We start from the raw sequence: 12,139 nt of genomic DNA on the forward strand, positions 1-12,139 counted from the left end.
TGCTCCCCTCCCAGGGCTCGACGATGTTTGATGTCCTGATACCGCATCAGGGCAATGCACACAAACATATTTTCGATGAAATGGTATTATTTCGAAATTATGTGACTTCGTCCGACCCTGCTCGCCGACGATGGGACCCGAAGCTGTTCGGAGAATTCGCAGCAATCCCGTCGCTTGCTGCAGGCTTCGATCCGTTCAACACCGTGGATACCGCCGTGCCAACCGGGCAATGGCAGCCCGAACTGTTTGATATTCTTTCGAAAATCGATGATACTGACTGGCAGCAGAGGGATGGCAGGACGGCGTCGGATGCGTGAGAGGGTCAAGCCAGCAGGTGAAACACGCGCGGCTGACGTGCTCCACCGGATGCGCGCAGACATCATCAGTTGCACTCTCAAGCCGGGCGCCAAGCTGCGGTTCGAGGCGCTACGGGACATGTACGCGGTGAGCTTTTCGACGCTGAGGGAGGCGCTGTCGCGCCTCGTGGCCGAAGGGCTCGTCATCGCGGAGGATCAGCGCGGCTTCGTCGTCGCGCCGGTTTCGATCGACGATCTCAACGACCTCACCTATGTCCGCGTGCTCATCGAGCGCGAATGCGTTGCGCTCGCGATCAAGAACGGCGACGACGCCTGGGAGGCGGACATCATCGGCGCATTCCACCGGATGGATCGCCTGCAGAACCGGCTCGGCTCAAATTATTATCTCTCGGAAGAATGGGGCAAGCTCCACGGCGATTTTCATTTTTCGCTTGTTGCCGCGTGCGGCTCGCCCAACCTCCTGGAGATCCGCCAGAAGCTGTTCGAACGCGCGCACCGCTACCGCCGCATGTCCTCGCAATTCCGGACCAAATGGCGCGCCAAGGATGTCGAGCACAAGATGATCATGGATTCGGTCGTCGCGCGCGATGCCGCGAAGGCCGAGGAGCTGATCGAGCGCCATATCCGCGAGACGACCGACAACGTGATCAAGCACGCAGGCCACCTCTTCGTCACATCCGACGAGGAACGCCCCCGCCGCACAAGCCGGGTCGCCGCTGAATAGGTGCCAGCAAGGACGGTCCTCCTGCTCGCCGTCACGCGCATCCCCTCACATTTCGCAATGCTTCTTGGCTCACCAGAGGGACCGCGAAAGCCATCCTGATCTGGAGTCGCGCCCTATCCTCTCGCAATGTTGCCCAGTGATGCCCTCTCACGCAGCAAGCTTCATTCCGTGGGCAAAATCCCAATACAGCTTTCGTGCCCGCGCATAAAAGCGCCCTGGCCTGAGTTGCCGGTCGTCGATCCGGATCACCGGCGCGACCTTTGCGAAATTGCCGGTCGAAAAGATCTCGTCCGCGCTGACGAAATCGGAGTAGCGCAGCGTTGCCTCCAACACCGTGATGCCGTCACCGCGCAAAAGTTCGATCACGCGCTGCCGCGTGATTCCGTTCAGGAACGTGCCATTCGGCGCAGGCGTAAAGACAACGCCGTCTTTCGCCATGAACACGTTGGAATTGCCGAACTCCGTGACGTTACCGAGCATGTCCAGCATCAGGCAATTCTGGAAGCCGCGCGAGGCGGCTTCCCTGAGCGCACGCGAACTGTTCGGATAAAGACAGGAGGCCTTGACATCGGCCGGCGCGCATTCGGCGGTCGGTCTGCGGAACGGCGACAGGGTAATCGCGCTGCCGACGGGCTCCGGGATCGGCGATTCGTAGATGCAAAGGCACCAGTCCGTCGTTTCCGGATCGAACAGCACACCGCCGCCGATGCCGTTCTGCGGCCAGTACATCGGGCGGATGTAGAGTTCGGCATTGACCGGGAAACGGGCGATACCTTCGCGCACCAGTCCGAGCCACGTGTCGAGATCGACGACCGGTTTTAGCCCGAAGTTGACCGCAGATTGATTGACGCGGGCGCAATGACGATCGAGGTCGGGCATAACGCCTTCGAAAGCGCGCGCACCATCGAAGATGGTCGAGGCGAGCCAGAGCCCATGGGTGCGTGGCCCCATGATCGGCACATTGCCCTCGTGCCACTGGCCTCGGAAGAATGTCCATGTCCTCGAATGGCTGATGGAATTGGTGGCGGAGACCATGACGAACCTCCATGTATGCGCGACGGACTTAGGTCCGTGGACCATAGCCTTCGCGGAAAGCGCCTTGCGGTCGACCGGTCCGGCCTCCGTTGCCGCAATCTCCGGGACAGCGACCGCCTACCGCCGGAACAAGGCGCGGTCGGGAGACAACCTAGCCGACCGAACCTGCCTGGTCGGGAGCGTAAAGGTGGACGTCGGAAAGTCCACGCTTTCCAGCGGGGTACCTCCGAAGTGGAGCTACTTACCCGAGCCGTGGTCAGGTAAGTTTGCAGCTGACCTTGTGGCACGCAGTGGTGGTTCGCTCGGTCGAGAGATGGTCAATGGCTCGTTCTTCCGAAAGACAGTACGTCAATGATGCGAGGGCCGTAGTCGGCTACGGAGATACGAAGGATTTGGCCTACAACGATTTGCTGGAGAAACTCAAAGCGCATGAAAGCGAGATTAGATGTGCTCGCTCAAATGAAGGCGAACTTCTTCGACCCTTTTTGTTTCCCCCGGCCGGCGTCAATTTCCGCATCTACTGGCGAAAGAGCACTGGCAAGATTCGTTGGCAGTGCTCGTGGGGCCCTGGCGTATTGGAATTCGAGTGCGCCTGTGCTCCCGAGTGCGAAAATTGAGATCACGGTCGCATGGGGTTGAGAGGTTGGTAGGCGTTGTCCTGCATCAAAATCCGTCTCATAACTGATGCCGACATCCCGGCGGCCATAGACCTGCTGACCGGCGGATATGGGTCAGGGCGCCCTCGCAGTTTCTGGGAGGATATTTTCTCCTGCTTGAGTCACCGACTACTGCCCGCAGAAGAATTGCCACGCTACGGATATGTGATCGACAGTGACGGCGAGCTTGTTGGTATCTTGCTCTTGATATTCTCGACAGTCTGGGAAAATGGCAAAGCCAAGATCCGTTGCAACGGGTTAGGCTTGTATGTTGATCCGGCATTTAGAATGTGCGCGCCACAGCTCATAAAAAAGGCCTCCGATTTCAAGGAGGCCACGGTGCTCAACCTGACGCCGGCGAAAAATACATTTCGCATGATAGAAGCCTTGAGCTACGTCAGATATTGCGGTGGACTCTTTGCCTCAATTCCCTTGCTCGGTCGAGCTAGCAAGGAGGCGCCCGCAAGGGTCGTCGATGTGCACACCAAGCTTGATGTTCGATTGGATCCACACGATCGCAACCTGCTGCTCGAGCACGCAGATTGCGGATGCATCAGTCTGTGGTGCATTACACCTCAAGATGCTTATCCTTTTGTATTTCGAATCCGGCAATTCAGCAGGGTTCCATGCGCGCAACTTGTCTATTGCCGCAGTGTGGATGACTTCGTACGCTTTGCGCGGCCGATAGGCTTATTTCTTGCCCGGCATACCTGGCATGTCGTGGTATTGCTCGACGCGAACGGACCAATTGACGGACTGGTCGGCAAATACTTCCCAGGGAAGGCCAATAGATATTTCCGCGGATCGGATCGGCCGCGGTTGGGAGATTTGGCTTATACAGAGATAGCGCTCTTCGACATCGGCCCCTGAGGCTTTCACCCTTCCCGGCGGCCGCGAGGCGCCGGGTTCACGCCCCTCCCCCGGAACTCATCGCTCGCGTCTCTGGTCCCCGCCGGCGGGTTTCATAACCATTCGCCGAAGCTCTGATCTCCGGGGTCATGACGAAATCATGCTTGCTGCGCAAGTTCACGGCAGCCTCCAGCTCGGGAGGCTTTTCTTCATCGTAGCCCAGCCGCAGCTGCCTGGCGATCATCACCAGGTGAATCTGCATTTCGAGGCGCGCAAAGATTTCACCGATGCAGTTCCTCGGCCCTACGGAAAACGGGAGCATCGTCGGCGGATGTCGTTCCTGCAAGAAATCGGGACCGAAGCGATCCGGACGGAAACTATCCGCTGCTTCCCAGAGCTTGCGGTGTCGCTGGATGTGGTAAGTGGAAATATATACTTCGGTTCCGGCAGGCACGAAATAGTCGCCAAGGTAATCGTCCTTCAGCGCCCTGCGCGTCATCAGCCAGCCGGGCGGATACAGACGTAGCGCCTCCTCGATAATGCGTCGCGTGTAGCTAAACCTCCCGAGATCATTGAGGTCAGGAAGCTCGCTCGCAGGCACATTGTCGAGCTCCCTCCATAACTTTTCCTCGACCTCCGGGTGCTGAGAGAGCAAGTACCAGATCCAATTCAGGGTGGAAGCCGTCGTTTCGTGTCCGGCGACAATCAGGGTCATCGTTTCGTTGACCAATTGGCGGTCTGGCATTATTTGGCCACTGTCCCGGTCGCGCGCTTCCATAAGCATGCCGAGCATGTCGGCGGATCTGATGTTCTTTTTCCTCCTTTCGGCGGCAACCCGGCTCACGATTTCTCCCAAAGACCTGAACTCTTTCGCAAACTCGAGGTTGCGCGCAGACTCGTCGGTCAGAATACTGAAATGCGGGCGCACGTATTCGTAGTCGGCTCCGAAGATTGCGCTGAGAACCGACTCCGCGACCATGCGGCTGATGTCACGAGTGGCATTGACGCTCTTCTTCTCTCGAGCTCCCTGCTTCCATCTTTCAAGCAACGCCACATTGGCCGCCGTAATGACGTGACTGAACGCTCCGATCGCGTTGTGGCGGAAAGCAGGCTGGATCATCCGCCGCTGATGTTTCCAGAACTCTCCCTCGCTCACCATAAGGCCATTACCGAGGAGCCAGGCAATGCGCTTGATCGCCAGGCCTTTCTTGTAGTTCTGCCAATTCTTGCGAAGGACGTGCTCCGCGTACTCCGGAGTACTGATCACATACACGTCGGAACCGTAGACAGACGCCCTATAGATGTTGCCGTATCGTTTGAAGCATTTGCTCATCCAGCTCAGGAGATCTTGAGTTGGGCTGCAGGGCTCGTCCGGCCCTGGTGGATAAAGGTGCGCCGTTCTCGTACCTGTTTCGGACATCATACTCGTGTCCCTGACTTTGAGCCCGGCGCGTGGGGACCCCCGGATCGGACGGCGACCAACCGGTGTCGACTTTGACGGGCCGAAATTCCGGAATGCGGCCTCGTTCGGCACGTCCCGTTGGAGTGCAACGCTTTTGAGCGTTCGGCTCGCTGCGACGCCAGGTAAAGCAGCCAGTTGCGGTAGATGCGTCTGGCCGGAAGTTGCCAGCCGTTTTGCAGATCCCTTGCCAGCTGATTGGCAGGGAAATCATCGAAAAACTCCGGACGTCTGTCCAAAAGGGCCTTTCGCCGATAGGCGCCCAAGATCTCTTCTGCCTCCTCGTCCAGATAACCCGTCGGTATCGTCGGACAAACTTCGTTCTCGCCCCGGAGGAAACGGCCCATGTCCCTTCTGTATTCGCCCAGCAGGGTCTGCGTTTCGTATTCCGGGTGGCCCTGGAAATGGACGAAAAGGCTCTTCTTCTGTTGCTTGACGAAGCAATCGACACCAGCCTCCGCCGACCAGGTGAGAATGGAATATCCGCAGCTCTCGAGAGTTTCATCCTGCACCTCGTTCCAGCGGGCGTGCGGCATTCTGAAATTCGCAGGAACATCGTGCATCAACGGATGATTTCTCGTCTTCGTTTGAGTGAAGACACCGATGCATTTGGTAGGCAGCTTGTGGCGCGTAACGCCGTCCAGGTGCAGGACGGCCCCATGGACGGCCAGACAGGAAAACACCGACGACACCGTATTCTCCCGGGCCCAGTCCGCGATCTCGGCGAAGGTGGTCCAGTACGGCTCGTCCGTCAGACTGGCGGCTCTGGGTTCGGCGCCGGTCACGATCACGCCGTCGAGGCGTCTGTTCAGCAGATCGTCGGTGCCACGGTAGTATCGACGAACGTAATCGCGCCCCCATTCCGAACGGGGGGTCGCTTCCATCGTATAGAAATGCAGCCTGACGCAAAGTCGTCCGGCAGCCGCAGCCAGCAAGTCGAACAGCTGGCGCTCGGTCGACATCAAGGCCGCATCCGACATGTTGTTGATGAGCCCGATGTCGAGGCACTCCGCCCGGTTTCCCGGTGACGCCATCGCGCGGGCGCCGTTGCCGGGCGCTCTCGATAAGAGGTGGTGCTCGTCCGAGTCTACGTCGATCAAGACAGTCATGCGAGTGCCTTCATGGTTGACGAACGTCAATTCGCGGCGCAGAGGGCCTGATCGAGATCCGCGACGATGTCGTCGATGTGCTCAATTCCGACGCTCAGCCTGATCATCTCGGGCCGTACGCCGGCTTTGTCCTGTTCTTCGGCCGACATTTGCCGGTGCGTTGTCGATGCGGGGTGGCAGGCGAGCGTTTTCGCGTCGCCAATATTGACCAGCCGCTTGCAGAGCTTCAGCGCGTCGTAGAACCGCTTGCCCGCCTCGAAGCCTCCAGCCACGCCAAAAGTCAGCAGTGAACACGCCCGGCCACCCAGATACTTCTGCGTCAGCACGAAATAGGGGCTGTCGTGAAAGCCGGCATAGTTCACCCACTCGACACGGCGGTTGTTGCGCAAGAACTGCGCGACCTTTGCGCCATTCTCGACGTGCCGCTCGATCCGGAGCGCGACGGTCTCGATGCCCTGGAGCAGCAGGAAAGCGTTCATCGGCGCCAGGACGGCGCCGGTGGTCCTCTGGGAGACGGCGCGGCAACGCGCAATGTAGGCGGCGGCGCCGTAGCGCTCGGTAAAGACCAGCCCGTGGTAGGATTTCTCCGGCTCGTTCATCATCGGGAAGCGCCGGCGATGCTTCGCCCACGGGAACGTGCCGCCGTCGACGATAATTCCACCGAGCGTCGTGCCATGCCCGCCCATGAATTTCGTCAGCGACTCCACGACGATGTCTGCGCCGTATTCGATCGGCCTGAGCAGGATCGGTGTCGGCACCGTGTTGTCGACGATGAGCGGGACGCCGTGCCTGTGCGCGGCATCGGCCATCACCTGGATGTCGCAGACATTTCCGGCCGGATTCCCGACGCTCTCGCAGAACACCGCCCGTGTATCGTCGTCGATCAGCCTTTCGACGCTTTCCGGCCGGTCGTCGTCCGAAAAACGGACCGCAATGCCCTGCCTCGGCAGGATGTGCGCGAACAGCGTATGCGTGGTGCCATAGAGCTGCGGAACCGAGACGACGTTGGAGCCCATCTCCGCGAGGTTCACGACCGCATAGTTCACTGCGGCCTGACCACAGGCCACGCTGAGCGCCTCGATGCCTCCTTCCAGGGCGGCGACGCGCTTCTCCAGCACAGCGTTGGTCGGATTGCCGATCCGGGTATACCGGAAGCCGTCCACTTCAAGGTTGAAGAGCGCGGCTCCATGATCGGCACTGTCGAATGCATACGAGGCCGTCTGGTAGATCGGCACGGCAACGGCTTTCGTTGCCGGATCGCTTTCGAAGCCGCCGTGAACGGCGAGAGTCTCTCTCCTCATGGAGGCGCTCCCTTCCGCTCTCCGATCCCGGGCTAGCTCCCGGCTTCCTTGGCGCATCGGTACTCCTCGAATGCTGACGGTGCCCCGCGGTCGGTCTGCGCCAGGCCAAGCAGGTCCCGCACTGCGATCGGCCACAGCGCGACGTCTTTGCCGTGGGTATGGAACATGGCGACGGCGAGACGGTCCATTCCGAAGGCTACGCAGGCAGTGTGGGCCGGCTCGCCGGCCGCATCGACGATGCCCCAGGTGGTGCCGAAATGATCGCGGTGGTAGTTGAAGCTCATGCAGGCGGTCGGTCGCTCCTCGGAGCGCAGAGGCACCAGCAGCTCGAACTTCAGCGACAGCTGCTTTTGGCTCACCGCCATCATCTGCCCGACCCGGCCGAAGAACGGGTCGTTGGCATGGTCGATCCTGAAGGTCAGCCCGAGATCTCGGGCGATCTTCTGTGCGCGTATGATCCAGCGCTCCCGGAACGCCGAGACGTGATCGGCGCTCCCGATGCAGACGAATTCGCGCATCCTGAAGGACTGCAGCCGGTCGAGATGGCGCGAAGGTTCGCGACGGAAACAGTCGGCGGCCACGTCGAAGCTCCAGCCGGCTGCCGGCACGGGCCCTCGGCTCGCGGCGATCGGATAGAGCGGATAGCAGGCTGCCGGCGACAGCACGAGATCGGCTGGCGATAGCGATTCGGTCCAGTCGCCGCCGGCATCGAAGCGGCTGATCGCCGCGTCGATCTCGCTTTCTATGCCGTGCAGGCCACAGACGCAGCCGAGAAGATTGGGAAAGCTCTTCAGATAGCCCGACCTCTCAAGCTGGGCGCGGTTCATGACGGGCGGGAAGCGCATCACCTCGGTTTTCGGCTCGCGATTGCGCGAGATCACCGCCGCAATTCGCTCCACAACGTCTTCATAGAGTGCGGTGCGGCCATAGACGCCGGGAGAGCCCATCTCGTGGAACAGCGCATCCGCAAGATGGTCCAGCGGATCGGCCGGAGGCGGAGTGGAGTCCGCCGGTGCTTCGACAATGGCCAGGTTCATTAGGCCGTTTCCTTTTCAGAAGGAGATCAATCGCACAAAGAGCCCGGAACGGTGCTCATCAGCGTGGCGGTACCCATGCTGGAGAGGATGCGATCGTTATTGATCATGATCGGAGCGGAAAGCACGTCACGCAGGTGGCGACCGATACTGACGTCGGTGTCGTTGCGGTATCCGGACAGGCCGCAGGCGCGCATCGCGTGCATGACGGTCGCAACCGCGAGCTCCGAGGCCTCCACCTTGAGAAGATTGATCGAGGACTGGAAGTCGACGGACGAAAGCGCGCGCATGTCCCGTTCGCGTGCTCCATAGAGCTGGAGATTCGCGGCGATGACGGCGCGTAATTTCGTCAGGGTCATTTTGGCGGCGGTGAAGTGCGCCGCGCCGGGAGGCATGTTGCCGCCCGATCCGCGGGCGGCCTTGCGAATGAAGAGCTGCGCCCGGTCCACCGCCGCAGCCGCGATTCCCGCCCAGACCGACGACCAGCACAGGTGGGCGACGGGCGTCATCGTCTGCGCATGGATCTTTTCGTATGCTACGGGGAATATCTGGTCCGCGGCGCCCCTGAAATTCAGCTTGAAGCCGGCGCTGCAGGTCCCGCGCATGCCGAGCGTCTCCCACCCGAGAGTGGGCTCCAGCGTATAGTCGTCACGGGTGATGGCGAGTAACACCTGATCGGATCCGGCGGCGGAGTCCGAGCGGCGGGCGACGGTGATGATGCCGTCCGCCTCGGCGCCGTACGAAATCACGGTCGCGTCGCGCACCAGCGAAATCTCGGTGCCGGCGCTCTCCACTGCGGCCGAGCTGAAGCGTATGTTTCCGCCGTTCTGGCCTTCCGTGGTCGACGACGCCAGCAGCATCTGCTCGGCAGCCACGCGGCGCATGAGGCTCTCATGCCAACCACTGCCCGCGCCGTGGCGAACCAGGCACGCGACCTTGGTCTGATGCATCGCGAAGATCATCCCGACCGAAGCGCAGGCGCGGCCGAGCGCGTAACACATATCGGCCACCTCGGAGATAGGCGCACCGTCTCCGCCGAACTCGACCGGAATCTGGGCGCCCAGAAGTCCCTCCTTGCGCGCCGCGTCGATCGCCTTCCGCGGGAATCGCGCCTCGCGATCGACCGCCTCGGCCTCCGCCGCGGCGACCTGCGCGACATTTGCCGTTCGCTGCTGGAACGAGGAGCCGTCGGGAGAGAATGCTATTCGGCCAATTTCCGTGGCGACGTTGCGGAACTGAACTTCCTGCACAGTCATGGGCCCGAGCCTCCCGTTTCATGGTTGTCATGATTGGACAATGCGAGCCAGATCGAGATGAATGCCGCTCAAAATCGACAAGTAGCTCACTTCCCCTGCCGCGTCGCTGGCGCAGAAGTGGGTGTCAAGGAGCTTCCACTCCCGGGCGAGGTACCTCCGAAGCAGAGCTATTGACCGAAGGAACAGTTGGGTATCGTCGCCCCGAATGTGATCACGCCTGGCCACGGCAGGAGACCGGCTGAAATGCACAACACTGCCATCAACGTTCAGAACCGTGTTCTGTCGGTCGTCAGGAGCGTCCTCCAGCAGAACGCGATCAGCGCCGATGTCCACCCGGAGTCGCGACTCGTGGATATCGGACTCAGCTCGATGGGGATGGTCGAGTTGATGCTCAAGGTCGAAGCCGAGTTCGATCTCATCCTTCCCCAGTTCGAGATCACGCCCGAGAATTTTCGATCGGTAAAGGCAATGGAGCGGATGATCCTCAACCAGCTGGGATCCGGGTCGGGATGAAGCCAGTTGAACAGAGGTTCTGCTTCGACAACCAGGCGAGCCGCAATGAACGGGTGCGCACGCACCCCGAGCCAGCTCAGCCGCAGGCGACCAGACGAGACGCTCCGCGGCGCAGACGGTCCGCCGCCAAGACCTGGCTGCAAGCCATCGCACTCACCGCACGGCTCGAAGCCCAGCCGCATCGGTTGTTCGCCGACATCGTGGAGGATTGGGCACAACGTCAGCCCGGGCGGCCCGCGTTGCTCTCGGATAGCCAATCCTTCACCTATGGCGAACTCGCTGCCCGGATCAACCGGTATGCGCGCTGGGCGCGGGACGTCGGCCTCCAAGCCGGCCGCACCGTCTGCGTGCTGATGCCGAACCGGCCGGACTACCTCGCCTGCTGGCTCGGCATCAGCAGCGTCGGCGGGACGGTGGCACTGATCAACACCAGGCTGGTCGGCCAATCGCTCGCCCACTGTATCGACGTCGCTCATGCCGATCACCTCATCCTCGCTGCCGATTGCGTGGATGCGTTCGAGAGCTCACGTCCGCACCTGCACCGCGAGCCGCAATGTTGGAGCCTCGGCACCGGCGATCCAAGCGGCGATCTGGATGCGGCGCTCGCCGCATTCGAGCCACGTCCGCTGTCCTCCGCCGAACGCGGCGACGTCACGATCGACGAACGCGCGCTTCTCATCTACACCTCGGGCACCACGGGCCTACCGAAGGCGGCGAACGTCAGTCATCGCCGCATTCTCGCCTGGGGCGGATGGTTCTCCGGACTGACGGACGCGTCCATCGAGGATCGTCTCTACGATTGCCTGCCGCTGTATCACTCCGTGGGCGGCGTCGCCGCTCCCTGCAGCATGCTCTGCGCGGGCGGTTCGGTCGCGATTGCGGAGAAGTTTTCCGCTGGCAGCTTCTGGGACGACATCGAACGTTTCGACTGCACCGTCTTCCAGTATATTGGTGAGCTTTGCCGCTATTTGCTGAAGGCGCCAGCGTCTGAACAAGAGGCGCGACACCGGCTGCGGCTGGCGGTCGGTAACGGATTGCGCGGCGACATCTGGGAGACGTTCGCCAACCGGTTCGCGATTCCGCAGATCCTCGAATTCTATGCCGCAACCGAAGGCAATTTCTCGCTGTTTAATGTCGATGGAAAACCGGGCGCGATCGGCCGGATCCCGCCGGTTCTGGCGCATCGCTTTCCCGCCTCGATCGTCAAGATCGATGCCGACAGCGGCAGCCCGGTCCGGAGCGCTGCAGGGCTCTGCATCGCCTGCGCACCTGGCGAGATCGGCGAGGCCGTCGGACGTATCGGTGGCGGCGATCGCGACGGCCGGCCTTTCGAGGGCTACACGGATCCCGAGGAGACGAAGAAAAAGGTTCTGCACGACGTCTTCGCTGTGGGCGATGCCTGGTTCCGCACCGGTGATCTGATGTTGCGCGATGCGCAAGGCTACTTGCACTTCATCGACCGCGTCGGCGACACCTTCCGCTGGAAGGGCGAGAACGTCGCGACCAGCGAAGTGAATGACGCAATCAGGGACTGCCCCGGCGTTCTCGACGCCTCGACCTATGGAGTTGCGGTGTCCGGGGCCGATGGCCGCGCCGGCATGGCGGCCTTGGTGGTGGACCGAGATTTCGATTTCGGGATATTCAAAGAACACCTTTCGCATCGGCTGCCGCCTTATGCAGTTCCAGCCTTCGTCAGGCTGTGCCCGGCGCTCGAGACGACCGACACCTTTAAGCAGCAAAAGCAGCGGCTGATCCGCGAGGGATTCGATCCTTCGCTGGTGGACGATCCGCTGTTCCTGCGTGATCCGGCGACCGGCGGCTATCGTTCGATCGACCGGGCCGTCTACGCGCGCGTCGTTGAGGGCGAAATCAGGCTCTGACATCGG

General features: G+C 61.2%; 11 protein-coding genes. 5 read left to right on the top strand and 6 right to left on the bottom strand.

The genetic code is table 11. The annotated features are described in order from the left end of the window. Positions 1-23: 23 nt before the first annotated feature. A complete protein-coding gene (locus tag ACE10W_RS29245; RefSeq protein WP_162603711.1) occupies positions 24-317 on the top strand; it encodes a hypothetical protein in 294 nt (97 codons plus the stop codon). Continuing rightward, the gene (locus ACE10W_RS29250) at positions 310-1,041 is read left to right on the top strand and encodes a GntR family transcriptional regulator (RefSeq protein WP_028175709.1); all 732 of its coding nucleotides are present in this window, start codon (positions 310-312) and stop codon (positions 1,039-1,041) included. Before ACE10W_RS29245 ends, ACE10W_RS29250 begins: the two co-directional genes overlap by 8 nt. 147 nt (positions 1,042-1,188) lie before the next feature. Here ACE10W_RS29250 and ACE10W_RS29255 read toward each other — a convergent pair whose 3' ends face one another. Beyond that, positions 1,189-2,076 carry a branched-chain amino acid aminotransferase gene (locus ACE10W_RS29255; RefSeq protein ID WP_110116870.1) on the bottom strand — a complete coding sequence of 296 codons (888 nt, stop codon included), beginning with the start codon at positions 2,074-2,076 and terminating at the stop codon, positions 1,189-1,191. 653 nt (positions 2,077-2,729) lie between these two features. Here ACE10W_RS29255 and ACE10W_RS29260 point away from each other — a divergent pair. Further along, positions 2,730-3,602: an acyl-CoA acyltransferase gene (locus ACE10W_RS29260; protein WP_171463801.1), complete on the top strand. Its 873-nt coding sequence runs from the start codon at positions 2,730-2,732 to the stop codon at positions 3,600-3,602. Positions 3,603-3,639: 37 nt separating this feature from the next. On the opposite strand, the gene ACE10W_RS29265 is transcribed toward ACE10W_RS29260, so the two are convergent. From ACE10W_RS29265 to ACE10W_RS29285, 5 genes are read right to left on the bottom strand one after another with little or no spacing between them, the layout of a single operon-like run. Further along, positions 3,640-5,004 (bottom strand): cytochrome P450, encoded by a 1,365-nt coding sequence (locus tag ACE10W_RS29265; RefSeq protein WP_171463802.1) that lies wholly within the window; start codon positions 5,002-5,004, stop codon positions 3,640-3,642. Continuing rightward, positions 5,001-6,149 (bottom strand): homoserine O-succinyltransferase, encoded by a 1,149-nt coding sequence (locus ACE10W_RS29270; RefSeq protein WP_110116872.1) that lies wholly within the window; start codon positions 6,147-6,149, stop codon positions 5,001-5,003. Before ACE10W_RS29270 ends, ACE10W_RS29265 begins: the two co-directional genes overlap by 4 nt. Positions 6,150-6,175: 26 nt before the next feature. Then, a complete protein-coding gene (locus tag ACE10W_RS29275; RefSeq protein WP_110116873.1) occupies positions 6,176-7,450 on the bottom strand; it encodes an O-acetylhomoserine aminocarboxypropyltransferase/cysteine synthase family protein in 1,275 nt (424 codons plus the stop codon). Positions 7,451-7,482: 32 nt separating this feature from the next. Beyond that, positions 7,483-8,487, bottom strand: coding sequence for an amino acid--[acyl-carrier-protein] ligase (locus ACE10W_RS29280; protein ID WP_110116874.1), 1,005 nt, complete (start codon positions 8,485-8,487; stop codon positions 7,483-7,485). 26 nt (positions 8,488-8,513) lie between these two features. After that, positions 8,514-9,740: an acyl-CoA dehydrogenase family protein gene (locus ACE10W_RS29285; RefSeq protein WP_110116875.1), complete on the bottom strand. Its 1,227-nt coding sequence runs from the start codon at positions 9,738-9,740 to the stop codon at positions 8,514-8,516. 243 nt (positions 9,741-9,983) lie between these two features. Between ACE10W_RS29285 and ACE10W_RS29290 the strand changes: the two genes are divergently transcribed. Continuing rightward, positions 9,984-10,253: a phosphopantetheine-binding protein gene (locus tag ACE10W_RS29290; RefSeq protein ID WP_038966761.1), complete on the top strand. Its 270-nt coding sequence runs from the start codon at positions 9,984-9,986 to the stop codon at positions 10,251-10,253. Beyond that, on the top strand, positions 10,250-12,133 hold the full coding sequence (locus tag ACE10W_RS29295; protein ID WP_110116876.1) for a long-chain-acyl-CoA synthetase: 1,884 nt from the start codon (positions 10,250-10,252) through the stop codon (positions 12,131-12,133). The genes ACE10W_RS29290 and ACE10W_RS29295 overlap by 4 nt, the downstream gene beginning before the upstream one ends. Positions 12,134-12,139: the final 6 nt, after the last annotated feature.

Source organism: Bradyrhizobium sp. B025 (assembly GCF_042257955.1).
GTDB classification, from domain to species: Bacteria; Pseudomonadota; Alphaproteobacteria; order Rhizobiales; family Xanthobacteraceae; genus Bradyrhizobium; species Bradyrhizobium diazoefficiens.